22 protein-coding genes and 1 pseudogene are annotated in these 26,395 nt (G+C 43.5%); 9 read left to right on the forward strand and 14 right to left on the reverse strand.

Translation table 11 applies throughout. From position 1 onward, the window contains the following. On the reverse strand, nucleotides 1-320 hold a 320-nt coding region (locus FFR00_RS20430; RefSeq protein ID WP_137675272.1), incomplete at its 3' end, for a transposase. Nucleotides 321-710: 390 nt separating this feature from the next. On the opposite strand from FFR00_RS20430, the gene FFR00_RS20435 reads away from it, so the two are divergent. The 4 genes from FFR00_RS20435 to FFR00_RS20450 all read left to right on the forward strand — a co-directional run bounded on the left by FFR00_RS20435 (nucleotide 711) and on the right by FFR00_RS20450 (nucleotide 3,221). Further along, nucleotides 711-1,307, forward strand: coding sequence for a 2-hydroxychromene-2-carboxylate isomerase (locus FFR00_RS20435; protein ID WP_137675273.1), 597 nt, complete (start codon nucleotides 711-713; stop codon nucleotides 1,305-1,307). 248 nt (nucleotides 1,308-1,555) lie between these two features. Continuing rightward, nucleotides 1,556-2,284 (forward strand): triacylglycerol lipase, encoded by a 729-nt coding sequence (locus FFR00_RS20440; protein ID WP_161985218.1) that lies wholly within the window; start codon nucleotides 1,556-1,558, stop codon nucleotides 2,282-2,284. Nucleotides 2,285-2,354: 70 nt separating this feature from the next. Further along, entirely contained in the window at nucleotides 2,355-2,693 is a 339-nt protein-coding gene (locus FFR00_RS20445; protein ID WP_137675274.1) for a thioredoxin family protein, read from the forward strand. Nucleotides 2,694-2,834: 141 nt separating this feature from the next. After that, complete coding sequence (locus FFR00_RS20450; RefSeq protein WP_137675275.1) at nucleotides 2,835-3,221, forward strand: VOC family protein; 387 nt, start codon at nucleotides 2,835-2,837, stop codon at nucleotides 3,219-3,221. Nucleotides 3,222-3,336: 115 nt separating this feature from the next. Here the strand turns inward: FFR00_RS20450 and FFR00_RS20455 are convergent, their stop codons facing one another. The 11 genes and pseudogenes from FFR00_RS20455 to FFR00_RS21685 all read right to left on the reverse strand — a co-directional run bounded on the left by FFR00_RS20455 (nucleotide 3,337) and on the right by FFR00_RS21685 (nucleotide 17,701). Beyond that, entirely contained in the window at nucleotides 3,337-4,566 is a 1,230-nt protein-coding gene (locus FFR00_RS20455) for an MFS transporter (RefSeq protein ID WP_137675276.1), read from the reverse strand. A 214-nt stretch (nucleotides 4,567-4,780) separates the two neighbouring features. After that, nucleotides 4,781-5,176: a hypothetical protein gene (locus FFR00_RS20460; RefSeq protein WP_137675277.1), complete on the reverse strand. Its 396-nt coding sequence runs from the start codon at nucleotides 5,174-5,176 to the stop codon at nucleotides 4,781-4,783. Between the two features lie 42 nt (nucleotides 5,177-5,218). Beyond that, entirely contained in the window at nucleotides 5,219-5,572 is a 354-nt protein-coding gene (locus tag FFR00_RS20465) for a hypothetical protein (RefSeq protein WP_137675278.1), read from the reverse strand. Between the two features lie 76 nt (nucleotides 5,573-5,648). Then, nucleotides 5,649-6,260: a DUF2589 domain-containing protein gene (locus FFR00_RS20470; RefSeq protein ID WP_137675279.1), complete on the reverse strand. Its 612-nt coding sequence runs from the start codon at nucleotides 6,258-6,260 to the stop codon at nucleotides 5,649-5,651. Between the two features lie 27 nt (nucleotides 6,261-6,287). Then, a complete protein-coding gene (locus FFR00_RS20475; RefSeq protein WP_137675280.1) occupies nucleotides 6,288-6,806 on the reverse strand; it encodes a DUF2589 domain-containing protein in 519 nt (172 codons plus the stop codon). A gap of 2 nt (nucleotides 6,807-6,808) precedes the next feature. Then, nucleotides 6,809-7,390 carry a pesticin C-terminus-like muramidase gene (locus FFR00_RS20480; RefSeq protein WP_137675281.1) on the reverse strand — a complete coding sequence of 194 codons (582 nt, stop codon included), beginning with the start codon at nucleotides 7,388-7,390 and terminating at the stop codon, nucleotides 6,809-6,811. Between the two features lie 117 nt (nucleotides 7,391-7,507). Further along, nucleotides 7,508-7,873, reverse strand: a pseudogene (locus tag FFR00_RS22075) (hypothetical protein); the annotation flags it as partial. Nucleotides 7,874-8,804: 931 nt separating this feature from the next. After that, complete coding sequence (locus tag FFR00_RS20485) at nucleotides 8,805-11,912, reverse strand: RICIN domain-containing protein (protein WP_137675282.1); 3,108 nt, start codon at nucleotides 11,910-11,912, stop codon at nucleotides 8,805-8,807. 155 nt (nucleotides 11,913-12,067) lie between these two features. Then, nucleotides 12,068-16,096 carry a carbohydrate-binding protein gene (locus FFR00_RS20490; protein ID WP_137675283.1) on the reverse strand — a complete coding sequence of 1,343 codons (4,029 nt, stop codon included), beginning with the start codon at nucleotides 16,094-16,096 and terminating at the stop codon, nucleotides 12,068-12,070. 1,007 nt (nucleotides 16,097-17,103) lie between these two features. Continuing rightward, nucleotides 17,104-17,532, reverse strand: a complete 429-nt coding sequence (locus FFR00_RS20495) for a hypothetical protein (RefSeq protein WP_137675284.1) — start codon at nucleotides 17,530-17,532, stop codon at nucleotides 17,104-17,106. A 1-nt stretch (nucleotide 17,533) separates the two neighbouring features. Continuing rightward, nucleotides 17,534-17,701 carry a hypothetical protein gene (locus tag FFR00_RS21685; protein ID WP_154675884.1) on the reverse strand — a complete coding sequence of 56 codons (168 nt, stop codon included), beginning with the start codon at nucleotides 17,699-17,701 and terminating at the stop codon, nucleotides 17,534-17,536. A 183-nt stretch (nucleotides 17,702-17,884) separates the two neighbouring features. Here FFR00_RS21685 and FFR00_RS20500 point away from each other — a divergent pair, with 183 nt between their 5' ends. Both FFR00_RS20500 and FFR00_RS20505 read left to right on the forward strand, forming a co-directional pair. Next, nucleotides 17,885-18,346 (forward strand): carboxymuconolactone decarboxylase family protein, encoded by a 462-nt coding sequence (locus tag FFR00_RS20500; protein WP_137675285.1) that lies wholly within the window; start codon nucleotides 17,885-17,887, stop codon nucleotides 18,344-18,346. Nucleotides 18,347-18,386: 40 nt separating this feature from the next. Next, nucleotides 18,387-19,139, forward strand: a complete 753-nt coding sequence (locus FFR00_RS20505; protein WP_137675286.1) for a helix-turn-helix domain-containing protein — start codon at nucleotides 18,387-18,389, stop codon at nucleotides 19,137-19,139. Between the two features lie 42 nt (nucleotides 19,140-19,181). On the opposite strand, the gene FFR00_RS20510 is transcribed toward FFR00_RS20505, so the two are convergent. Together FFR00_RS20510 and FFR00_RS20515 are read right to left on the reverse strand one after the other, a co-directional pair. Beyond that, entirely contained in the window at nucleotides 19,182-19,574 is a 393-nt protein-coding gene (locus FFR00_RS20510; RefSeq protein ID WP_137675287.1) for a carboxymuconolactone decarboxylase family protein, read from the reverse strand. Nucleotides 19,575-19,661: 87 nt separating this feature from the next. Continuing rightward, complete coding sequence (locus FFR00_RS20515) at nucleotides 19,662-20,552, reverse strand: LysR family transcriptional regulator (protein ID WP_137675288.1); 891 nt, start codon at nucleotides 20,550-20,552, stop codon at nucleotides 19,662-19,664. Nucleotides 20,553-20,743: 191 nt separating this feature from the next. On the opposite strand from FFR00_RS20515, the gene FFR00_RS20520 reads away from it, so the two are divergent. The 3 genes from FFR00_RS20520 (at nucleotide 20,744) to FFR00_RS20530 (ending at nucleotide 26,380) form a co-directional block, all read left to right on the forward strand. Further along, entirely contained in the window at nucleotides 20,744-21,940 is a 1,197-nt protein-coding gene (locus FFR00_RS20520; protein ID WP_137675289.1) for an MFS transporter, read from the forward strand. A 200-nt stretch (nucleotides 21,941-22,140) separates the two neighbouring features. Then, a complete protein-coding gene (locus FFR00_RS20525) occupies nucleotides 22,141-23,232 on the forward strand; it encodes an efflux RND transporter periplasmic adaptor subunit (protein WP_137675290.1) in 1,092 nt (363 codons plus the stop codon). After that, nucleotides 23,225-26,380, forward strand: a complete 3,156-nt coding sequence (locus tag FFR00_RS20530) for an efflux RND transporter permease subunit (protein ID WP_137675291.1) — start codon at nucleotides 23,225-23,227, stop codon at nucleotides 26,378-26,380. Before FFR00_RS20525 ends, FFR00_RS20530 begins: the two co-directional genes overlap by 8 nt. The last annotated feature ends 15 nt before the right edge of the window (nucleotides 26,381-26,395 follow it).

Genomic DNA, 26,395 nt, shown 5'->3' on the forward strand with positions numbered 1-26,395 from the left:
GCATCACGCTTATCGGTTTTTATCTTATCGCCTGGCTTTTTAGGGATAAGTGACGGGGCGACCACATAGCAACAATGGCCAAGGCTGGTGAGCAGGCGGTATATCCAGTAACCGCAAGGCCCCGCTTCATAGACAAAGTGTAAGGTGGCTCTTGGGTATTTAGAGTGAAGCTGTTTGGCCAGTTTAACAATGGCGGCTTTAGCGCTAGATATTCTGCCGAAGTGAACCGCTTGCGCCCCGCGTTGGTCTTCAATATAGGCGACTTCAACAAACTCTTTGTGAGTATCTAGGCCAATAAAAAGTATGTTATGTTTATTCATGCTGATCTCCAATCTAGTTTATTATCATTAACTATTATGGCTCTGGCTTTCAGCTAACCCACGAAGTTGTAGAACAGCACCTTCTTGGGGAGTCATTATGTCTACGGAATAAAGGTAATTATCCAGATCTAATATCAATAGTGCATTTAGGTTCAAAGTGTTTTTCTTAACCATTTGATAGATTTGTATTTCAAAGTACATGGAGAATTGAAAATGGGAATGATAATAGGTTTGGTTATCCTGGCTGCTATAGATTGGTATCTTGTTCGCAAGACAGGGCTACATATTCCTCAATTAATTACTAAGTATCTGGCGGATAAAGAAAACAACAAATAGTATTCGCTTAAGTCATTGGCTTAACTAGGCGTTTAGCTTCTAGAGGAGTGCATAGTGAACATTGAGTTTTGGTTTGATTATGCTAGTACATACTCCTATCCTGCGGCAATGCGTATTGAGTCTGTGGCGGCCGATAAAAATGTAAGTATTGTGTGGCGGCCTTTTCTGTTGGGGGCAATCTTCAATAAACAGGGTATGAATGATTCACCTTTTAATGTCTATCCCGCTAAAGGTGAATACATGTGGAAAGATATGGCGAGAATTTGTCGCGATTCCAATCTTCCATTTAGCCGCCCCGTAAAATTTCCGCAAAATGGATTGTTAGCAGCCCGCGTTACAACTAGATTTTCTGAAGCACCTTGGGTTCCGAAGTTCGTAAGGTTAGTTTACTCTGCTAATTTTGAGCATAACCAAGATATCTCATCTTCAAGCGTAATCGAACGTTGCCTTGGTGCTGTTGGGGCAGATGTTTCCTTAGTGATGAGGGAAGCGGTCACTGCAGAGGCTAAGTTAATGCTGAGAGAACAAACCGAAGAGGCGATTGAGCGTGGAATTTTTGGTGCGCCTTCTTTTTATGTCGGTAGCGAGCTTTTTTGGGGTAATGAACGCTTAGAAAGAGCGATTAAGTGGGCAGTTGAGGCCGATATCTAAGGCTTAAGCTTTCCGTTACTTTGGGCGAAATTACAAGGTTAAAAATGAAATCTACACAACAGCAAGACGACAAAATAAAAAAAGGGGTCATAATAAAAGTAATAAAAGGGGTCAGAGTCAAATAAAAATGCCTAGAAAAAATCCCTATCGCGCTTTGTTTGCCAATCAGATTAGGTGGCTTTGTCTCCGTTTAAACATCAATGACTCGGTACGTTAATATTAAACAGCAATTATCCCATTTTCTGCTCATGTCTAAGCAACTGGAAAGTGTAAAATTCGGCATAACAAAGACTGTAGTTATCGCTATCTTGCTCTTGATTTCAAGCAACTCTGTGTTGGCCGACGAGTGCGTGGTTTTACTTCATGGAATGGCCCGCTCAGAGAGTTCTATGGGTAAACTTGCCAAAGTACTAGAGGAAGAAGGGTATATTGTTTCTAACTATGATTATCCATCTACTCGCCTAGATATTGAAGCAATATCCGAGTTACACGTTACTAAAGCATTAGAAGCATGTGGTAGTGCTAAACCGGTAAATTTTGTTACTCACTCGCTTGGCGGTATTGTATTGCGAAAGTATTTGAGAGAAAACAGGCTTAATGAGCTTGGCCGCGTGGTGATGTTAGGGCCTCCAAATAAGGGCAGTGAGGTTGTTGATAGGCTTAAAAATGTACCAGGTTTTGAGTTGGTTAATGGCCCTGCTGGCATGCAACTCGGGACAGAAGATGACAGCTTGCCAAACTCTATTGGCCCGGTGACTTATCCCGTTGGCATTATCGCGGGCAGTTCTACCTTTAATCCCTTTCTCTCGTTAATGCTACCCAACCCTGATGATGGAAAGGTTTCCGTTGAGCGAACAAAAGTTGAGGGCATGACAGACCATGTTGTTATGCCGGTTACTCACACCTTTATGATGAAAAATGATGACGTAATAAAACAAGTGAAGCTGTTTTTAAAAACGGGTGAATTTGAACATTAACCCAAAAGGGCTTAGCTTACTAAAAGCGCTGAGTCGCGTTAATTATTTTGTAATCGCATAGGAAAATAGCATGAAAGCAAGCCACACAGGTTTTAACCCTGAATACCAAGAAGACGCCCCCAGCATTGAAGAGGTGGCTGAGCTTAGCGGCTACGCAATACTTGAATTCGGCGCAACGTGGTGTGGCCACTGTAAAGCGGCTGCACTTGCTGTTGAATCGGTGTTATCTAAGGCAGGTTTACCACACATAAAAGTGTTTGACGGTAAGGGAAAGCGCTTAGGTCGTTCGTTTAAGGTAAAGCTTTGGCCAACTTTAATTTTGCTTGAGTCTGGAAAAGAGGTGGCGCGCATAGTGAGGCCGGCAGAAACTGAAGAAGTAATCGCTTTATTGGCAAATATAAAGGCCTAAGTTTTACTGTTTAGCCAGTGAGGCTCAAACCTCATTTAGTGATTTTTAGGCAGCTCGCTGTAATCGCAATATCGTTCTATTTCTAGAGTTGTTACTGTTTTAACTTGATAAGCAGTAGACGTTTAACCTTAAGGATAAGTTATGTTTAGTCACGTGATGATTGGTACTAATGATCTGACACGTTCGAAAGCTTTTTATGATGAAATTATGTTGGTACTCGGATACAACAAAGGCGTGATAGACCCCAAAGGGCGTTGTATGTATGCCACCGCGTCTGGAGTGTTGGGCCTCACTAAACCTATAGATGGTGAAGCCGCCAGTATCGGCAACGGCATGACCGTTGGCTTTATTTCCTGTAGTCCAGAGATTATAAACGAGTGGCATCGCATAGGGTTAGCACACGGCGGAACAGCGATTGAAGATCCGCCGGGGGTGAGAGGTAAAGCGCCGCGCCAGCTTTACTTGGCTTACTTACGTGACCCAGACGGCAACAAAATATGCGCCACTCATTTTATACCTAATGAATAATTTGCCGCTTTTAAATAACAAAACCAGCCTTGCTAGCTACTGGTTTTGTTGTAGTTACCTCTGCCTAACTTCCTTTAGTTGCTTGAGCTGTTAAGCGGTAGGTGGTTAAGAAAGGCTAAGTGTTAGGGTTTTGCTTTCTCTTACTGTTAAGCTTTAGCCTTTTCCCTTTAGCGGCAAGTACTGAAAACACCGTACACGCCACCGCAAATAGGGCGATGGTAATAATTGGCCATTGCCAGTTACCACTGCTTGTGTGAATAAAGCCAATTAGCGATGGGCCAGTAGCTGCTAGCGCGTAACCAATGCTTTGAGACATGCCCGACAAAGCAGCCGCTTGCTGAGTATTAGAGGTTTTATGGCCGATAAAACTTAGCGCAATAATAAAGGTAGAGCAGTTACTTAAACCAAATAACCCCACCCACATAATGGCCAAATTAGGCGCCACTATCGTGCCAAGTAAACTGAATACAACGCCAGAAGCACACAGGCCTATAAGCAAGGCATGATTGCGTACTCTTGCTAAAATAGGCATGAGTGCTAAGCCAGGCACCATGGTAGAAAACTGCAAAAAACCGTAAATATAGCCAGCATCTAATTCGCTGTAGCCAACGTCGTTAAGGATTTTAGGCAGCCACCCGGCAAAAGCATAAAAGGTGAACGAGTTAATACCTAGCGCTAAGGTTACAAACCAAGCCACTGGCGAGCGTAAAAGAGAGGACAGCGGCGTGTGCTCTGTTGCGTCTTTTTCGCTTTGGTGTTGCTTGGATTTTGACTGAGCAGATAAGCTTGGTAACCAAAACATTAGTGCTGCAATTGGAAAAGTGAGAGTAAAAGCCAGCGAAAACTGCCAACCAAATAACTGGGCAGGTGCTTGATGAGATAAGGGTACCATTAAGCTTGCAGCCAATGTAGAGCCTACACCCATAACAAAAATGTATAGTGATGAGACTTCGGAAATTCGCTCGGGGAAAAACTTTTTCACTACTGCGGGCAACAATACATTACCAAAGGCAATACCGGCCCCCAGGATCACCGTGCCTAGATAAAGTGGTGATACATTGCCCAATGAACGAACCGCTATGCCAATTGCTATACAGATTAAAGATACTACCAGCGCTTTCTCTAAACCTATGCGATGGGAGAGCTTAGGCGCCATTGAAGAGAATACGGCTAAAGAGATTAAGGGTAGGGCGGTAATAAACCCAGCCTGTGACGCCGTTAGCGATAAGCTTTCCATCACTTGCTCTAATACCGGCGCTAAGCTGGTAAAAGGTGCGCGTAAATTAAGGGCAACTAAAAATACGCCCAACAGCGTAATTAATGTAGATGGTGTAAAACGTGGCATGACAGCATAGGCAAGATAAAGAATAGATTTTACATCAAATTGCTTAATTTGTAATACATATTTTTTGTGAAAAGTGTTGATTTGTATATGCTTTGGGTGAAATAACTTACTATATTTATCTCAAACCTAAAACTAAAAAATATATGAAAGCCGCCATGGAATTGACGGCTTTATTTTTAAGTTCTTCATACTAACTATTTTCTAATAATATAGATTACAGTTTGTTGTTGTTTCCGAGAATATCATCATTTTCTAGCCATTGAGAGCTATAGCAGAAAGCCAAAACAGCTACATTGGTTGCAGCAGGCTTGTTTTTAAGAGCTTCCCATCTATTAGGTGCCAATAGATGATAGTCCATTATGTGAATATTTTTACTAGTGACATTGGCACTATCAAGGTCTTCTTTCTTAAAGTCCTTATCTTTGTACTCGGGTTCAACTTCGCCATTCACGTTTCCATGGGTACCTGTTATAACCCAAACGTTCATTCTTGTATTAAACTCTCTGATAATATTGTGGAGAGTTTCGTTTACCTCAACGGCTTCGGTTTCATCATCGTAACAGTAAATATCCATACTATTGGCAGAGGTTCTTTTTATTAATTGTGTCATTTTATTTTCCTTAAGTTTTCAGTGCATTTGTTTTATTAATGACTAATATTGATGGATGATATCGTTAACCTTTTGTGGATCGACTTTAAATCGGCTGGACTCTTGTTTGTTCTCTTCAAGCCACAATGGAGCCTTTTTAAAGCCCACATGGTAAACAACAGCCTCCAAAACCACTTGATGCTCACCGATTCGAACTACAGAGAAACTGCGCTCTATCCCGATAATTCGGCCTTTGGGGTACTCAGATAAACAACGATTCAAAACTGTCATTTTGTCTTGAGTCTCTTCTTCGGTTGGCATGCTTGCAGGGTCAGTTGTTCCCACTACTATGCGCTCCAAAAAACCAACGTCTGTGACATCAAAGGTATTTAATTGGGAAGCATTTGAATTAAACATATCCTTATCCTTGGTTAACAAATTTGTGAAAGGCTCTCCAGCTAGAGAGCCCTAGTGTGTACCTAAGCTTTTTTAACTAGGCTGGTTGACTTGATATTTCTTCAATCGGCTCTGAAGTTGGAACCGGCGTGATTGATTGTTGTAAAATATCAAGTACACGAGATAACCCCTCAGGAGTGCCCGATTGGCGCGCTTTTACTGATACTTCGTATTTGGCTGAATTATCAGAAGAGCGCTGTGTGTCCTTGCTCGAGGAAATTGAACCTTGAACTTTTACTCGGACTTTGAAAGGGCCTATACCACCAGAGCCTTCGGCTTCGAAAGATGCTTGGCGCGCATCTTTCGTTTGTTCACTAAATGATGATTTTACTTCCATCATAAAGTTAACGTCGACTTCGCTGACCTGAAGTGTTGGCACTGATACTATTGCAACAAATGGAATGTTTAGGCTGTATTCTCGTTTTACTCGCTTCAATGAACCGTCGGCTTGGGGATCCTCCTCTATTTTATCGAACTTAAAATCGACATAGCGAACTTTACCGTCTTCAAATCCGACAGTTTCGATAAAGTCTGATGTTGCTCTCGCCAAAGAGACCTGAGCATCACATGCCGCTGTTAGCGGACCACCAATTAATTGATCCATTGGTAAACCGCCAAATTGGTCTGACATTTTTACTAATTCACCCATAGTAGTTCCTTTATTTTATGCTTGGGGTTAAAAAAGCCTAAGAAGGTCATTCTGAATCTTTAGAAATGCTTCTGTAGGCTCACTACTTTCAAACTCAATTTCCATACTGGCTTGGCGAGGTTTACTGCTCTCCTTTGCGCTACCAGTAAACAAATCAGTAGAAAGAATTTTGCGAATTCGTTTGGTTGTTTCAGACCCAATAAGGGTTTTTGATGTGTCTCCTTGGTTTTCTTGAATTTCAACTCCACCAAGGCTGATATCAAATTTGGACGTTAGTTTCTTAATTTTTATTGGGTTTTTTTGCATTAGTGTTAGTAAAGGGACTTCGATTTCCCGTTCCACTAATTCCCCGCCATTTTTTCTAGACTCAACATCATCAGGATGTAGAGATGGAACTTTAAAAATGACTGTTTTGGGGCGGCCTTCGTCATCAAACCATTCATTGATGTTGTCCAATGTTTGGCGTTCAATCTGGTCTTGAGCATCAGAAATGGAATTCATGATTGCTTCTACGAGGTTTTGTAAAGTTAAATTTGAACTGGACATAGTTAGTTCCTAGTTGCTTGTGAATGGTTAACGTCAAGCCAAGATTGAAGTAAATCGGCCTCTTTATTTCTCCTTGAAGAGTATTTATCTCCAAAGTTTCTGAGGTTGCTTAGCGCTGATCTCCAGTCATTAGTTGTGACTTGGCGCCAAAAATTTGGAGTTCTCTTTGATAAGCTGCCATATTGAAAATACAACGAAGTTATTACTGTTGCGCAGGGAGATGGGAGGTCTTTAAAAGGTGTTTTTGCGTTACTTTGAGCCCACTCTTTGGTCAATCTATGAAGTGTCCTTCGTGCGGCATAACTTGTTATTTGTTGCGCTTCATCGGAAGTAATAATTAAAGGCTTTTCACGTAAGACTCTTTCTGCTTTATCTTTAATCAGCCCCGTATACGGTCGTAGTTTCATAGTTAGATGGGGAGTGAATGCCTTTTCTAGTTCATCAATAGAACACTGACCAATATCAAAGCCTGCTCCTATTGTTACACCAGACCGACTATGTTTGGGATCTGGTACATATCCGGTGAGAGAGAACCCCTCTAACTCGTGGATAAAAGAGAAATTGATATTCCCGCTATTACTCATGACAATTGGCTCCATAGCTATAGTGAATTACAACAACTCCCCTTATTTAAATATGGTTAGTTGATGTAATTCACTATAGTGACTTGGGTTTTGTTATCAGTATCAGTTTGGTGTCAATTAAGTTTTTAAACTATTTAGGTTTTTACTAATGCAAGCCGAATTAACTGAGGAGTCACTAGAGCCATGAATCTCTATAAGTAGCTTGTAACAGGCTGATTTTACCCTTGATTGATGTTTATCTTTTGACAGGTTTAAGACGTTTTTCCACACTATTAGAGTACTTAGTCTTTGAATTTCTAGCATATCAATATTTATATCATTTTCAGTTGAAATTAATTCATCCATTGATTTTGAGTAAAAATCACAAATACTTCGAGCGGTTCTAAGTGATATTTTATACCCTAGTTCGGCTCTTTTAATTGATGAGCAAGATATTGGATTTCGAATTTCAGAACTCTTTTCTGCTAATTTTTCTTGTGAGAGTCCTTTTTTTTTCTAAGTATTTTAAGTTCCGTCGCATTTAGTACAACACTACTACTTGTGCCATTTTTCATTCTAACTTCCATCTTGTTATAAATAGTCTGTTAATCCTTTCCTGTTGGTGCTTTCCTGGTACGAACGATTGGAGGAAAGCTAGTAAAATACTTGCTGTGATTTCTCAATCAACGCAATTAACTTAATAGTCATTAAGGTAAGTGTAGTGCATTAAATATTACGAATAGTGAATCGGTCACCTGTTGACGAGTTTTTTCATTTATACGCTGTAGCAGTGAGGGGCAATACACGCTGTATATTAACCATCTGATTTTATGTTATTTTTTTTGATTTTTGATTTGACAAGCAAATCTTGTGTGTAAACCAAGCCGATTCAATTGGAAAAAAATTAGTCACAACTAGTTGGACTCCATTTAGTATTACTCTAACGGTCTTGAAATAAATGCTATGTATGAGTTTGTTAGAGAGCAAGAAGCTAAGGTTTCGGTATAGCGGAAGGATGGAAAAGTCTCAAACTAACTTGGTGGCTAGGCTAGAGCCTACACCCACTGAAATTTGCTCAAGGAAAAACTTTTCACTACCTCGGCAACAATGCATGCTTATTGAACGAACCGTTATGCAAATTACTATATAAATTAAAGGTACTACCAGTGCTTTTTCTAAGTCTGCGCGATGGGGTAGCATAGGAACCATTGAGGAGGGCATGGCTAAAGAGATTAAAGGCAGGGCAGTAACAAAGCCCGTTTGTCAAAACGTTAGCGATATTCTTTCCATCATTTGCTCTAATACCAGCCGCTAAGCTGGTAAAGGTGCGCGTAAATTAAGGGTAACTAAGGACGCTTAATAGCGTAATCAATGTAATTGTGAAGTGGATGTTGTAACATCAAGCTTCCCTGCAGGAAGCTTGATGTATTTACGGTTATTTAAAAGTAAATTGCTGATTATCTCCGTTGTAACAAGACCACTGTACTAGCGATGTTCCATTCGTGGTGGCTTTACCTTCGGCATCGATACATTTATTACTCTTTCGAGCGATTAACTCAAACCCGCCATTGTCTTTCGGGTTTATCTTCCAATGTTGGTTTTGGTTGTTTGGCATACAGCTCCATTGTTGCACCTTCGCTCCATCGGCGGTTGACCCATTGTCTAAATCAACGCACTTATCGCTTCGTTGAGATTGAATGAGGTTCCACCCATCGCTGACAGGAACAAACTTAAAACGTTGATTTAGGTTGGACGTATTACAATCCCATTGTTGATAACCGGTGCCGTTAGCGGTGTTGCCTCCGGTTAAGTCGAAACAGCGTCCACTGTGGGCGAGTTCTAGGTTGGTCCAATCGCTTGGAATGGCACTACCGTTTTGGTTTTCGTTAACCACCACCTGTTGGTTGAGTATGTCATGTGCCTCGCGCCAGGTATGGCCTTCAGGTATTAACATGGCTCTAAACTCGTAGTCGCCACTGGGGATATCGCTAGGCACCTCAAAATCAAACCACGTGTTTTTATTGCTTGCTGAGTAAACCACTTTTTGTTGCTTTGCCACTGATGCCCAGGTGGTACGACTGACCAAGTGCAGCTCTAAGTTTTGTTGGGCGTTTGCCGAGTAATTAACACCGACAGATAGTTGCTGCCCAGCATTGATGGTTGCCGGAACGGTTATGCTTGTTAAGCTGTTAACTGCGGTGGCTTGTTGGCTGGTTTTTACCAGATAAACATCATCAGGCGCTAACTCAAAACCTTGAGATAACATATTGCCAGTCACTAAGTCTTTTACTTTATTAGGAAGCTCTAAACGCAGTTTACGTTTGTCTTTACTCACGTTAATGATCGACAGGGTCGTGTCGCCGTTGTTGTCAGTTGCTTGGCGAACAAACACTCCATAAGCCGCTTGGTTTTGCATATCGGTTATTTGGAAATCTACCACTCGCGGCTTAGCTAAAGCGTTAACGTTGCTAGCGAGTTCGTCTGCCATGTCATATACGCCACTTAAGGTAATATCGGCATAAGAGGGCATTTGTGGTTGATTACGTTGCTTGCCGTGTTGGTTCTTAACAAAGGACGCTTGGCGATCAACCAGTATCTTTTCAGCGGCGTTATCTTGCAGTGCTTTATATTCCCAATAACTTAAATACGGTGTGGGCGGAATAATGATCACGTTGTTTGCGCCTACGTTGCTTAACTCTGACGCGGTAGTGAATCCTACATCTACATTCAACATTTTAAGTGCTTCGTACACTTTGGTGAGTTTGCCAATGTAGCTGCCGTCTTGAATGGCTGAATCTTCAGAATAGAAAATACGGAATGTTGTGTCGTAATCGACCAGTTGGTTGAAACTGTCGGTATGAGCATTTAGCTCTTTCATGGTACGACCGTAGGCATCCATCACGAGGGGTTGGGTGGTTGGCTCTGACACAAATATTGAGTTTACGCTGCTTGGATCACCGTCGTCTTTGCGGCCCCATACCCAAGCGGTATTCATTTTCATACCGTGGGTGTGGGCTAACCAAAGGCTTGCGCGTACGTAGCTGGGTTCCATGTCAAAGTGTTGCCATTCGGCCGATAAACCGTGCCACTCAGAATCATAGAATGGTTTGTTAGGGGCTATGCTGCGATAAAAGTCTAAGCCTCGAGATTGCTCTACCCATTCAATGCTGTAGCGCTCTCTAAATTCAAATTCTTTGTTTTTAAAGTTCACTAAATCTCTTGGGCCCATACTAAAATCTGAACCCATTACATCTTGGAGCTTGGCCAGTGCTTCAATGTCGATACCATGGTCTCGCCATTCTGAACTCATGATCCAGCCCAGTATTTTAATGGTGACTTTGGCTTGAGGATCGTGCTGCTGAACGTTGCGTTTTAAGAAACTGAACCACTCGGTAACACGCGCCATGTTAAATTTGCACCAATCGTACCAAATGGGGCCACCTTGTAGGGATTTAGCAATTGGCAACACTAAGCCGTTTTTAGCTTGCGTAAAGTTACTATATTGGGTGCCATAGCTTTGGTTTAAATCGCTAATGCTACTGTATTTTTGTTGTAGCCAATCTTGGTATTTTTGTTTGGTGGTGGCAGATACCCCGTTGTCGGCTAACCAGCCGCCCTCGCGGGTAGCAAAGTGTGGTTCGTTAGCTAATAAGTGAATTCTTGTGCCTTGACCAGCTTGATCTTTGGTGCCAGGAATATAGTGCTGCATGAGTTGTTGATACCAACTGCGAATACTGCTGTTGTCTATATCGAAGGGCACAAAGTATCGGCCAGTTTCAAAGGCTTCTGGCGCGGCATTTTTTTGCCAAGTGCTGGCGTTATAACCCAAGAAAAAGACTTTGGGATCCATGTACTTACTGTTTTGTTTTTGCAGTTCTTCTACTGCGCCGCTAACCGACCAACTATGTAAGCCGCCGCTTTCTTTTAGTTCTGCTACTGGGTAGTAATCGCCACCAATTCGGCCAAAGGCATCAATGTAATTGTCTTCACTGGGTAGCCAATTAAAGCTACTAGGATAAACGGCTTGGTCATTAATAGTGAACTTGTCACCTTTGAGAACAACTGGCCCAGAGCTAAAGTCGTAAGGGGTTTGTAATACTAAGCTGCCGTTCATTTGGGCTTGCAGCTCTTCTACAGCACGCTCAGCTACAGTGATACTGTCTTTTAACTCTTCAAAGGGAATGTTTTGCGCGTAGTTGCTAGGGATGAACTCGTTCCACCAAATAGCGTCTATTTTGGCTTGAATAACTTGCGGATTTTGCCGGTCAAATTCTGCGTATCTAAGAAATAGATCGATGACCACTTTGGATACATTGGCGTAGTCGGTGTTAAGGCCTTGCTGCTCGGCTTGATTGATGGTTTGAATTAGTAGACTGCGTGCGGTTTGTGCTTGCGACTTAAGCTGCTGATAGCTGTTGTCGTTGGTCGCATCGCCCCATTGCCAGGCATTGGCGGCAGGTACACTAAGAGTAAGCGCCAGTAAACTGCTTGTACTTAGTTTTACTAAGGCTGAGTGGCAAGTGGTAAAGCTAAACGTTTTCATTGGTTTAGTTATCCTTTTAGTCGCTCCTTAGCGCTAACTTGAAAACAGCGTCGTAGAACTAAGGTTGTTATTTATGTTTGTTAAAAAAAACGCCGCACAGGGATGCGGCGTTTTGCTTACGGTCTTGGTGCTAGGGCCAAGATTTTGCTAACTGTTTAGCGTTGCGGTGGAGCGGAGAAGTCCCACACAACAATGCTAGCTACGGTTAGCTCACCGTTATGTTTAAAATCAACATTTACGGTGTTGTTGGTAGAGAGGTACTCTACCGGTACAGGAATTTCTAAGGTGGCAAAGTAACGGTCGGCTGAGTATTTAGCTGGTCCACGCCAATCAATCGGCGTTATTACTGTGTTTCCATTTACGTTTAGAGAGTTAATGGTTAGCAAACCACCTTCTAGGTCGTCTTGGTCTGGGAACAAGGCAACGGTAAGGCGTAACATTGCATCGGCAGAACCGCTAGGCACGACAAGGTTATTCACCTTAACGGTTTTAGCACCACCATTTACGCTAATGCGATGTGGTACTGAACCACCACTAACACTTTCTCCAAAGTATTTGCGTTCAACCACTTTTTGGTTAACGGCTATGTCGCTGCTTAATGAGTAACGCAGTACCACTGTTCCATCACCTGCCAGCGTTAAACTAGAAGGAAGCTGCTGTTTATGGCGACGCTCTAGTTTAGTGTGCTCTACACCATCGAAGTACATTTGGCGCAATTCTACATTGCTTACGTTTAGTCCAGTTAAGCCCGCTACGTTTAGGTTTACACTGGTGTCGTAATCTTCAAGATTGTTGAGGATGACGAACAGCTCTGTGCCGTCTACGTAGGCATTGACTTGAACATCTGGATCGCTAGAGCGTGCATCAACACGTGTACCATCTACATCAGCCCATAACTCAAAGAACTTGATGTAAGAAGACCACTGCCAATCACCGTTGTTTAGTTCTGACTCCATGATCATCGAGTAGTGGTAAGGCGCGGTACAGTTAACGCTTGCATCGTAACCACAACCACCAGGCTTGTATCCCCACAGTGGTTTAGCTGGGGTAAACGGCATAGACTTTATTACGTAGTCTGGGCGTTGTAAGAATTGCATTAACATGCCGTTAAAGGCTTTAAGGTTGGCTATGTCGTAGCGCTCTTCGTGTGGGAGTTCGTCCCAGGCACCATTTACTGCGCCGTATTCAGACATTACAATCGGTTTACGGTTTTCTAGTCCACCTAGGTTCACGTCGTACCATTCCATCATGTCTAACATGGCTTGTACGTGTCCTCCACGGCGAACGGTAGGTGCGCGACCGCCGGCTGTTTCACTTGGCCAGTCGTAGATATGCACTGCGTAGAAGTCCATATCGGCACCTGCTTCTTCCATAAAGCCACGCCACATAACATCCCACTGGTACCAGTCTTGTTCACGGGTATCATCAACGGTAGTTTGCATCTTGCTGGTGAATAACTCACAGGCTTCTTCGTCTACCCATGCACATAGGTAGTCGTCGGCGTAGCGAGAGATACCGTCACGACGGTAGAAGTCATGCTGACCCCAAGTCATGCCGCCAATCATTGGTGCTTCGTCACCCAGTGCTTGCTTAATCTCTTGAGCAACCAGTTTGTGATAACGCCATAGATCTTCTTGGTTAGTTACCATGAACTGACCGGTTTTCATTAACATGTCAGGTTCGTTGATCACTTCCCAGAACTTAGGCATTGGTTCGCCTACGTTTCCATTTTGCGAGTTAGCGTAGTAATTCGCTAAGTAATGGCCCATCCATTTGGCTGAGGTTTCAATGGTTTTCGGCTGCCAACCAGTGGTAGTAATGCCATTGTCGTACCAGCTAAGGGTAGGGTAAGTAGGGTGTGGGTTAGTACCAGCAATTAGTTCGGTGCTACTTGGTGAGAAGCGTTTATAAAACTCATTGTTTGCGTAATCGTTACGCAGTACTTCACCACGATTAACCATCCAATCTAAATCTGGCGTATTGGCCTCGTTTGGATTTTGGGCGGTTTCGTTAAAGCGCCATGTAGCAGTACCGTTGTCTCGACCTAAGGTTACACCAAGAGTATTTACGATGTAATTTAGGCGGTCACTGTGGCCGTTCCAATCATTCTCGTAAATAGCACTGTGCATGGTGATATGGCGATTACGGCCAAAGTCAGATATCCCATTTACTTCGTGCATGATGTTGGCGTTTACACTAACCGATACAGTGTGGCTATTGTTTAACTGAGAAGTCGAACAACCTTCGGCATTGGCGAACTCATCGGCAGATGTATTTGGACAAATATCTACACTGTTGGCAACGCCATCTTCATCGGCGTCGCTTCCTGAAACAGGGCAACCTTGCGGATTAACATTTTGACCAAATGGGGTGTTAGGACACTGATCAATGGTATTCGGTATCCCATCAAAGTCGTCATCGTCTCCACCGGTGCTAATACAACCTATGTCGTCAACAAAAGAACCCGGAGGCGTGTTTGGACATTGATCGATGCGATCATTAATGCCGTCTTCGTCGCTGTCTTTTTGCGATGGAGTACAGCCATTTGCGTCTGCTGTTTCATCACTTGGACTGCTAGGACATAAGTCATCAACATCTGGCACACCATCGTTATCACCATCTGCTGCGAGGTCAATATTACCCACGCGACTAAAGCTGATGCTGTCGATGTTAAACTGGAAATCTGCTGATCCTGCACCATAAACTCGAATAGTATTTACGCCACTAAAGACGTTAAATTTACCATTACCAGGTTGGGTGTAAAATGCATCCCAGTCTCCGCCAACGCTATTAACTGTTGTTACGTTTTTAACCGCTAATTGGCCATTGTGGTCGGTGACCATTAAACCTACGGCTGTGTCACTGAGCGTACCGGTAGCGACTCGGTAGCTGGCGTCGTATAAGCCGCCGGTTTCTAGCTCAATGTAAAACTCTAAGTAGTCGCCAGAGTTAAAGTAATTGACTGCTTTACCGTTATCCAAGTCGTAGATTTGAACTTCGCCGCCCACTGCTTGGTAGTTTTCGGCTTCTAGGGTAAAGCTACCACTAACGGGTACTGGGTCACTGCCGTTACCCGGTGGAATAACCACGGGAGGATCAACAGGGTCAGTTGGATCAGTAGGGTCCGTCGGATCAGTAGGGTCCGTTGGATCAGTAGGGTCCGTTGGATCAGTAGGGTCGGTTGGATCGGTAGGGTCCGTTGGATCAGTAATATCAGCTTCTCGTAATAGAGCAAAGCTGCTTAGGTTCCACTGCCAATCATTACTGCCTGATGCATTTAGTCGTAATTGTACTGAACCACTAGGAATGGATAACAGGTAGCTAGGTTTTAGAGATTGGAAGTTATCCCAGCCACCAGCTGCTACTGAAGATTTACCTACTGATGTCCACCCGTTGCCAGTGTTTAGCAGTATTTCAATTTCTGCACCGCTATCAATTGCGGTAGCAATCAAGTACTCAATACTGTAATCACCTGACTCTGCAATGTTTAGGTTGTAATCAACATAGTCGCCTTTGTTGATGTAGTTAATCGCGCTTACACCATTGCTGGTGTAGGTGCTAACAGGCGAGGGTTGACCATCGGCAAAGGTGCCACCGCTAGACGCAAAGCTACTCGCTTGGGTAATAATCGCCTCTGGGGGTAATACCACCGGAGGTTCTGGATCTACCGGTTGGTCAGCAATTTTTTGCAGGGTAAAGTAGTCTAAATTCCACTGCCAATCGTTAGTGCCAGAGGCTGAGATTCTGATATCAACCTGGCCACTGGGCAGCTCTAGCGAGTGGTTAGAATCTAGCGCTTGATAATTGTCCCAACCTGACGCTGGTACTGTGGTTCTTCCTTGAGAAACCCAAGCACCGCCGTCTTTTACTAGCACTTCAATTTCCGCACCGTCTGCTATACCAGTGCCAATAAAGTAATCAATGCTGTAAGATCCTGCTTCGGCAATGTCTACTTGATAATCTAAGTAGTCACCTTTGTTTACAAAGTTGATTGCGGTTGCGCCATTTACCGTATAAGTACTTACCGCAGCAATTTGGCCATCATCGAAGGTTCCGCCAATCATAACGAAATCTTCGGCCTCTACTCGTATTGCTTCGCCAGTCGCCGCTGAACATACACCTATGCTCAGAATTGAACTGACGGCAAAGTAGAGTGGAGCCATTTTCTTTGCCTTAATAGTCATAAAACTTCCTATGTTTATATCCTAGTTATCTATTCGCGTTTGCTACTTCTCTATTTTTTAAACGCATATGCTTTTTTTGGTACACCAATATTGGTTACCAAAATTGATTGTTTACTTGCTTAAGCACTAGGGGAGTTACTTACCAATTACGTTAGTCACCAGCAGCAACACTTAAGCCAAGGGCTTAAGTAATATGATTATTTCAAATAAATTATTTAACACTGGTATCCACTCCCTTGGTTAAGCGATTCTAGAATTACCAACCTCCTTATTGGCTTATTAGTGTCCCTAAATAACCACATAGGTTGACCAATAATTGTATCAATAAGAAATTAGTAACATTATTGGTAACCCAATATTTAGATCTTCATCACAATTGGTTGATCAATATTTATTTCGAGTGGGTGAATAATTAGCTGTTTTACAAAAATGTGCAGAAGCTCAAAGCGGAGTACGTGGTGGTGAAACGAGAGACTACTAAGTAAATCTAATGTACCTTCTGGTCGGAGTTGTGTGAGGGTTAACTTGTTGTTTTGTAATACCTTAATGGTTTAGTAACTATAGTTTCAACCTTGTCACTGAATACTGCGTGGTGGAATAACGAGCAGCTATTGGTTGATTATTCGACTGCGCTAAAGCAGAGGACGCATTATTAAGTTAATGAATAATATGCTGTTTTTTGCATACTAAAAGTTAAGGGATAGACAATGATTAGCAATAGAGAAGACACTGGCTAAGTTCCGAGTAACTGTGTTGTTGTTAATGTTTGACGATGAGCTATTCAAAACTGTCGACTTGGAGGGAAGGGTGCGGTTACTAAGGGTTATTGGTATTTCCAAATCTTCATATTAAAAATGAAGAACCTATTGGCTAATTGAGTTTATGATTTAGCAACGTCCTTGTTCAGCTTCTACGTAGAAACAAATATTGAATGTGGTTAACCGGAGGATGTGAAAACCGTTATTAACATCATTTATTTTGTTGAGACGGGTTTACCCTTTACAAGCTTAGCTGTTAGTGCGAGTAAAACGGATTTTTTCAGCCCTTACCAAGGCGTCGTGGAAGCCATTAGTGGTAAATGTAGCGTTGTTAAAACTCACCGTACTTAAGCGATTAAACGACCCATTCACTGCTGCTTTGTCTTTATTGTTTGTTGGAATCAATGAACAATGTTCGTTGTTTTGCTTTAGGGTAAATTCAACGGTTTTACTTTGTACCTTATGGCGCTGCTGTGTACCGGCACATTTACCACGCAAGGTACTAGAGAAAATAACCCCGCCATCGTAAAAACTAAATTCGGCTACGTAACCTAAATCTTTACTTACGATCATGGCATTATTGTTGTCGCCAACCTGCCATTGTATAGCATTGTTAAGCGTGTCGGCATTGGCGGTGAATCCAATAAAAGCGGCAAGTATAGCTAAGTAGGTTTTCATATTAATCACGCTCACAGTTAAAAATTTTGCCAGTTTGAGTATCTTGTAAACACTCGTATTCAATACCATCTTGGTAGATTTCAATCTCTACAATGTTAGCTGTGGCTGCGCTATTGTAAAACACTGCACCAAGTACAGAGGCAATAAGAATTTTGCTAAGGTTGTTCATGGTCTGTTTTCACTGTTGTTGTTTGTATGTGTCTATTATCTGCGCCTTATTAATATTAGTTAAATAAGCACCTTTCAGGCTAACTTACAGCTGCAATTTGTTTGCTGATGAAGGATGTCGAAAATCTTCAATAAACCTTTAAGGCTTCCCGTTAGTCTTTCTGTAACCAAAAAGGAGAAGACTATGACAACTCGACTGAACTATTTTGATAATGCGCCGAAGGGTATGGAGATCCTCATGCAACAAGAGGACTATTTACGAGGCCAATTTCTTGAATCTGACAGCGTAAACTTAGCCATGTGGGAGTTGGTTAAATTGCGTATATCCCAAATTAATCAATGTGCGTTTTGTATTGATATGCATAGTAAAGATGCATTAAAAGCTGGTGAGACAGCGCAGCGGATTATAGGTTTGAGCGCCTGGAAAGATATGCCTTGGTACACGCAGAACGAACGGATGGCCTTGAGCTGGGCTGAACAGCTTAGCGCAGGGCAGCCGATAAGTGATGCGCTTTATCGTAAAGCGCATGAAGCGTTTGGTGAGCCATCTCTTGTTGATTTGACCATTGCCATTAATGCGATCAATAGTTGGAATAGAATCGCGAAAGCATTTACATCAAAGGTAGGCAGTTATACACCCAGCTAAGCAAATATTGAACGAGGTTGACCAGCGTTTTAGGTTTTCTTTGTTTCGACCCAAGGGGCGTTTGGCCGATACCATTCAAGCCTTGTGGTCGGCTTCGCTTGATGGCCAAAGTGCTGGCTCAATGACACGCTGGTTGCAGGCCGACGGCTGCAGCGGTGTGCTGTTTAATTTAGGGCCGCCGCTGCGTTTAGATGGCAAACAGTATGAAGCAGGAATGATTATTTTGCCGGTTAGCAAAGTGGCGCGTTCAATCACCTTACCTGCCAAGGCACAGCTTGCAGGATTTAGGTTTTTACCCGGAGTGAGTACAGGGTTCTTTGGTACTCTGCCAAGAAACACCAATGATAGTATCGATCCGCAACGCAATCACCAACTCCAGTTACTCTGCCAACAATTACAAGAACTTAGGGGGCAGCAGTCTAGAATTATTGTGATGTACAAGTGGCTACAGCACAGTTTGAGTGCAGTTGATTCTCCACCGCAAAGTTTTACTCAAGCCATTAACTTTATGCAATATGCAAAAGACATTGGCTTGCTGAGCAACAAAGTGGCGTTAAGCCAGCGTCAACTTGAGCGGCATTTTCAACAGTTGATGGGCATGACCCCAAAGCAGTGGCAACGTACCTTAAGAGTGAAAATGACTCTTAAGGCCCTAAAGAACCAGCCTACTGTAGATTTAGCAGAGTTGGCACTAAGTCAGGGCTTTTCTGACCAAGCCCACATGACACGAGAGTGTAAAAGCATCGCCAAAATCACCCCTAAGCAATATTTATTACTGGTGTTAAGTGCCTAGTCGCAATTGGCGATGACCCATGCCAAGTTAACTAACTACTTGTTATTGTGAAGGCTCTAAAATGCCACGTTCTTCAAAAACCTGTTTCGCGACTAACATGCCGTTAATTGCTGCCGGAAACCCTGCATATACCGCCATTTGTAAAATCACTTCGGTAATTTCTTTTGGGCTACAGCCTACATTCAAAGCGCCATGAATATGCACTGCAAGTTGTGGAGCGCAGTTTCCCATTGCCGTGAGGGCAGATACGGTAGCGATTTCTCGCGATTTTAAATCTAAGTCAGGGCGACTGTAGATGTCGCCAAAGGGAAATTCAATGGTGAATTTAGCGAGCTCTGGGCAAATAGTAGCAAGACTATTTATAACTTTATGGCCTGCTTCACCGTCTATTTCATTAAGCTTGTCTAATCCGCGTTGGTATCGGTTACTTTCCATGATCTTTTCCTCTGATGTAATGACCTAAAAGTTTGCGACTCAAGGTGTAGCCTAAACCTTGGAGCTAACTCCAAGTCAAGCAGCAACTTACAAGCTTAAGCGAGGCTTAATAAAATCAATGAACGCAGTGATGCGTCGCGCTACTTTAGATGAACGGTAATACACCGCGTTAATTTGTCGCTGGTTAGTTTCTTCTACCTGCAGGGCTGGGAATAAACTCACTAAGGTTCCTTGCTCGATGTCGTGTTTCACCATAAATCCCGACAAACAGGCAATGCCATTGCCGCTTAAAGCTAATTGGCGAATGGTTTCTCCGCTGCTGGCGGTAATGGCAGGATTCATTGATTTAAATCCTTTTAATGGCCAATGGTTTAGCACCTTTGCCCCGCTAAAGCCGAGCAGCTCATGTTCGTTTAGTTGTGCAACCTGCAGCGGCACCCCGCGCTGTTCAAGGTAAGCGGGCGCGGCGACAATATACAAGTTACTCACGCCGATGGGGCGAGCATGTAGGGTGGAGTCTGCTAATGTACCAATGCGGATCGCCAAATCTGTTTTCTTTTCCAGCAGATCCACAAAACCGTCGTTAGTATTTAGCTCTAGTTCTATATTGGGGTAGGCGCGTTTAAATTCACCAATTAGGGGCACTAATTGGTGAATCACAAATGGGCTGGCGGCATCAACACGCAGCCTACCTTGAGGCAATTCCCCCTTACTAATAATGTCTTCTTCAGCTTGTTGAATTTGGCTCAAGCCTATACGTACCGCTTCTATAAATTGGCGGCCTTCGTCGGTTTGTACCACCCGTCTGGTGGTTCGGTTAAGAATAGTAATGCCTAGCTGCTTCTCTATTTTGCTAACCGCTCGAGATACCTTAGCCACTTGAATGTCTAAGGCGTCTGCAGCAGCCGAGAAGCCACCGCTGTCTACCACCGCTAGCAGTATTTCGAGTTCATCAGATCGGTTTTTAAGGGTAAACATAGCCACACTCTAACAATAACGTTGCTTAATATTAGCGGCTTCTAGACCAGTTTACCTAGCGGATTAACATTAATTTCTACAAAAGTATTTTGTTCTAGGTGCCATTTTTGACAATAGTTCTTTGGATCATAATGCTCGCCATCACTTGTTGCGCAGTGCAACAACTTAATCGATGACGAGAGATTACTGTTATGCCATTAGCTCTATTCGCGCTTACCTTAAGCGCATTTGCCATAGGAACCACCGAGTTTGTTATTGTTGGGCTAATCCCCACCATGGCGCAAGATTTAGCGGTTTCACTTCCTTCTGCTGGTTTGTTGGTAAGCTTATATGCCTTGGGTGTGGCCATAGGCGCTCCGGTACTTACCGCCTTAACCGGTAAGTGGAATAGAAAACACGTATTACTGGCGGTAATGAGTTTGTTTGTAGCAGGCAACTTACTCGCGTGGCAAGCGCCTAGCTATGAAACCCTAGTGGGGGCGCGTATCCTCACTGGCTTGGCGCATGGCGTATTTTTTTCTATTGGCTCCACCATTGCTACGGGTTTGGTGGCTAAAGATAAAGCCGCCAGTGCTATAGCGATTATGTTCACTGGCTTAACGGTGGCTTTGGTTACTGGTGTACCTTTAGGTACTTACATTGGCCAGCACTTTGGTTGGGAAACCACCTTTTTAGTGGTGGCCATCTTGGGCCTTATCGCTTTAATCGGCAGTGCGTTATTAGTGCCTAATAACCTAAAACAACCACCAGCGACCAAATTAAAAGACCAATTAAGGGTACTTACCCAGCCGCGTTTACTGTTGGTTTATGCGATTACCGCTATTGGCTACGGTGGTTCGTTTACCGCATTTACTTTTTTAGCGTCTATTTTGCAAGACATCAGTGGTTTTGACGCCAGTGCAATTAGTTTAATTATGTTGGTTTATGGCGTATCGGTAGCGTTTGGCAACATTTGGGGCGGAAAGATGGCCGACAAAATGGGGCCCATTAAAGCTTTAAGCTGGATATTTCTAGGTTTAGCCACAGTGCTTATGGTGTTCAATTTTACTGCGGTTAATCCTGTAGCGGCGGTAGCGACCATTTTAGTCTGGGGAGCGTTTGCCTTTGGCAACGTACCGGGTTTGCAAGTTTATGTGGTAAAGCTTGCCGAGCAACATACACCAAACGCGGTAGATGTAGCCTCTGGTTTAAACATTGCGGCTTTTAACGTTGGTATCGCCTTAGGTGCATGGGGCGGTGGGATGATTGTAGCTAAGGTTGGTGTTATGCATACACCTTGGGCTGGCTCGCTAATTGTACTGGGCGCATTGCTTCTCACAAGAATCAGTGGCGCTTTAGATAAACGGCAGCAACAAGCTGGCAATCCAGAGCTTTGTGAAGCCTCATGATTGTTAAACTTAGCCAGTAAGGAGAGGGAGCCATTGGGCTCCCTTTTTTACTATCTAGCTTTTTCACAATACCTCTTGGCTATAAGCTGTCCTTACAGCTCCTAATTTAAGCTATTTCTGCCTAAGGCTTACCATGCTCCTGCAGGGAAGTAACCAATTGCTAAACGCTAAGGATAATAAATCCAAAACAAGGGCAGAAAATGAAAATAAGATTATTAAGTATGTTGTTGGCGAGCATGTTTGTAACAGCCTGTGAAACTTCTACTGGTAATGAGCCACTACAAAGTGCGGTAAGTGACACTATTCCCGTGGACTTAGCTAATGCCAGCCAAGAGAGCTTGGTATTTGAAGAAATCTACACCACCACTGTTCTTCCAGATGAAGAAGTAAAAGTGGTATCGCGGGTAACCTCCACCATGCTAGATAAACATTTTCAAGCAGGTGATTACGTACAAACTGGGCAACTCCTGTTTAGTTTAGACCCTTTAGAATTTGAAATTAACCTAGCCAGCTTACAAGCCAATTTGGTTAACTTACGAGCAAAATACCATTCCGCTTTAAACAGTTTGCAGCGTGCCCAAAAACTGGGTGATGCAATTTCTAAGCAAGAGCTTGAAGACATTGAAACGCAATTTTTAGTCAATCAAGCCAGTCTTAAGGCGATTGAAAAGCAAGTAGACGACGCACAATTACTGCTTAGTAGAACCGAAATTAAAGCCACTCGTGCTGGTCGAATTAGTCAAGCTGAACTCAGCCCTGGCGATACCGTGAGTGTGGGTTACCAACTCGCATCAATTGTTGATGACCGCGCTTTTAAAGTGACCGTTAGCATTGATGAAAAAACTGTGCTTAAAGCGGTTCAACAATACCGCAATGGCACTTCGCAGTTTGAAGTACTGGCGAGATTCTTAGATGGCAGTGAGTACCCAATAGGGGGGGATCTTGATTACATCGACAACAAAATAAACCCGGCTACAGGCGCATTAGCTGTTGGTTTCAAATTTCATAACGACGACAGTGTATTTGTGGGTCAATTTGTAGAAGTTGTTTTACGGGAACACAAAAACACCGTGGTGATCCCTAGTAGAGCCCTGGTGCAAACCCAAAGTGGCCCCGCAGTATTTAAAGTGGTTCGCGGTAAAGCTCAGTTGCAAGCTATTGAATTGGGTGACCAGCTAGGAAATCAAACCGAGGTATTACAAGGTTTAGACGATGGCACGGTGGTGGTCTCTAGAGGCCAGCAGAAACTGACAGATGGTAGTCTTGTAAGACAGCGAGGTAAATATGATTAAATTCTTCATTTCTCGCCCTAAAACCGCCATTGTTTTATCGGTAATCATGAGTGTGTTAGGTGCGTTAGCCGCCTACACCATGCCGGTAGGCCAATACCCTGATGTTGCACCGCCAATGATCAATGTATTTACTCAATACAACGGTGCTAACGCCAAAGTCGTAAACGACACTGTAGCCTCGGTGATTGAAAAAGAAGTGAACGGCGTTGAAGGTATGATTTACATGAAGTCTACCTCGAACAACGATGGTTCTTATAACCTTAACGTGACTTTTGAAACAGGTTTTGATGCCGACCGTGCAGCCACGTTAGTACAAAACCGGGTTAACGCAGCCCAGCCATTATTGCCAGAAGAAGTACGTCGCTCGGGTATCTACGTAGAAAAAATGAGCCCGTCTATGTTAATGATTGCCAGCCTAAACTCACAGTCTGGTGCTCATGATACCTTGGAGTTGAGTTACTACCTTACTGGCATTGTTCGAGAAACCCTTTCACGAATAAAAGGGGTGAGTAAAGTAACGCCCTTGGGCGAAAAAGAATATGCGATGCGCGTATGGCTAGAGCCTGAACGCCTGCAAGCCTTAGATCTAACGGTGAATGATATTGCTGCCGCTATTGCGGATCAAAATGCAGTACGCGGAGCGGGCAGTGTTGGTGCAGAGCCTGTTGCTGGGAATAATGATTGGCAATATACGGTGCAAGTTAGAGGACGATTAGCCAACGAACAAGCCTTTGGTAACATTCGGATTAAAGCTTATGCCGACGGCAGTTTAGTGCGCCTAAAAGATGTTGCTCGTATTGAACTGGGTGCGCAGAAGTACCTAGTGGATACCTACCTAAACAACAAAGAGTCGGTAGCAATGATGGTCTATCAAGACCCTACTGCTAACGCTATGCAAGTCGCGGCGGATGTAAAAGAAGCCATGGCTAAACTTGAGCAAAGCTTACCTGATGGCATGGTGTTTACCTTGCCCTACGATGCCACCGAGTTCATTGATGTATCCATTTATAATGTGAAAGAAACGCTCATTATCGCCCTGGTGTTAGTCACCTTGGTGACTTACCTGTTTTTGCAAACTTGGCAAGCTACGTTGATCCCCGCAATTGCTATTCCGGTTTCCCTGATTGCTACCTTTGCGGTGATGAAAGCGTTTGGCTCGACTATTAATACGATCAGCTTGTTTGGTTTGGTGTTAGCCATTGGTGTGGTGGTCGATGCAGCCATTGTGGTGATTGAAAACGTGGAACGCCTGTTACACGAAACCACTAAACCGGTAAAAGAATGCGTAGAAATTGCCATGAAAGAGGTGATTGGACCCTGTATAGCGGCTGCAGCTGTGCTGTTAGCGGTATTTGGTCCAACCTTGGTGATTCCGGGCATGGTAGGCATTATTTACGCTGAATTTGGTATTGCCATTTCAGTATCGGTTGTTATTTCTACCCTAGTGGCGATGACCTTAACGCCTGCCTTGTGTGTATTGCTAATGACCCGCGATTTAACACCTAACCGCTTTTTTCGGGCTTTTAACCGTGGTTTTGAAAGGTTTACCGAAGTCTTTGGTAAATCAGTGGCAGTATTGTGTCGCCGTTTAGGCTTAGCGGTATTGCTGTTTTCCATTGTGATCGCTGGAAGTGCGTGGATGGGCGCTAAGCTACCAGGTGGATTTCTACCTGATGAAGATCAAGGAACGTTTTTCGCAGTGATTGATTTACCCGAAGGGGCCGCGCTAAATCGTACGCGTGATATGACCAAGCTGCTGATTGAGTCGCTTAGTGATGATCCAGATATTGAGATGACCTTTTCAGCAGCGGGTTACAACTTGCTTAATGAGTCTAGTAATTCAAATTCAGCCTTATTGGTATTTAGTTTGAAACACTGGGAGCAGCGAACTGACCAGCAACAACACCAAGACGCGGTGATTGCTCGAGTACAAAGTGCGATAGATGCACTGCCAGAAGGCGTAGGTTTTGCCTTCGGTTTACCGGCGATTCCAGCTTTAGGTATGGTTAATGGGTTTGAATTTGTCCTAAAAGATGAAATGGGCCACGGGTCTGAACGCACCGCAGAAGTACTAGAACAGCTATTGCTTGAAGCCAATCAGCGCGAAGAGATCGCCTCGGCGTTTTCAACATTTAGTATTAGCATGCCTAACTTGTTTCTAGATATTAATGAAGAGCGTGCGGCAGCGATGGGCGTTGCCTTTGGCGATATTGTGAATACCTTAAATGTGCAATATGGCGGTAGCTACATTAACGATTTCACTAAAGGTGGACGCAACTACCGAGTAATGTTGCAAGCCGAAGCTGATTCGCGACAACAGATTGATGATTTGTCTAATTTGTATGTACGTTCTACTCAAGGCGAGATGGTGCGTTTAAGCAATTTGGTGTCTGTATCTACGGTATTGAGCCCAAGTTCGCTGGTGCGTTATAACGTTGCCGGGAGTACCACCATTAACGGTATTGCTATGCCTGCCTTCAGTTCTGGCCAAGCCATTAGTGCGATGGAGCAAGTAGCAGAAGATATTCTACCTAATGGTTATAGTTACGAATGGACAGGTTTAACCTTACAAGAGCAACAAGCCGGTAACGCTAGCTTAATTGCCTTTGCTTTTGCCATGTTGTTTACCTACCTGTTTTTGGTTGCTCAATATGAATCTTGGTTAACCCCCTTAGCGATTTTGCTTGCAGTGCCTACTGCTGTGTTTGGCGTGTTGTCTGCGGTGTTAGTGAGTGGCACTACCGTGAACTTATATACCCAAATTGCCATTATGTTGTTAATTGGCATGGCAAGTCGTAACGCAATTCTTATTGTTGAGTTTGCTAAGCAGTTACGGGAAGAAAAAGGCTACAGTATTGTTGAAGCGGGTGTTGCCGCTGCAAAGTTACGTTTTCGTGCTGTGTTAATGACCGCATTCTCATTCATTTTAGGTGTGGTTCCTTTAATGCTCGCTTCGTCTGCGGGGGCATCGGCGATGAAAGCAATTGGTATGGCGTCTTTTGGTGGGATGCTTGCGGCTACGGTTCTCGGCTGTTTATTTGTGCCGGTGTTTTTTGTGTTATTCCAATCTTTAAGAGAGCGGTTTGCGGGCAGAACGCTTAGTGAAGATAAAGCGCCAGTACTGGAGTTGCCGCTTAACAATACTTAGCGATTTCAATAAAAA

The sequence above is a fragment of the Agarivorans sp. Toyoura001 genome (assembly GCF_005405585.1).
In the GTDB taxonomy this organism is placed as follows: domain Bacteria; phylum Pseudomonadota; class Gammaproteobacteria; order Enterobacterales; family Celerinatantimonadaceae; genus Agarivorans.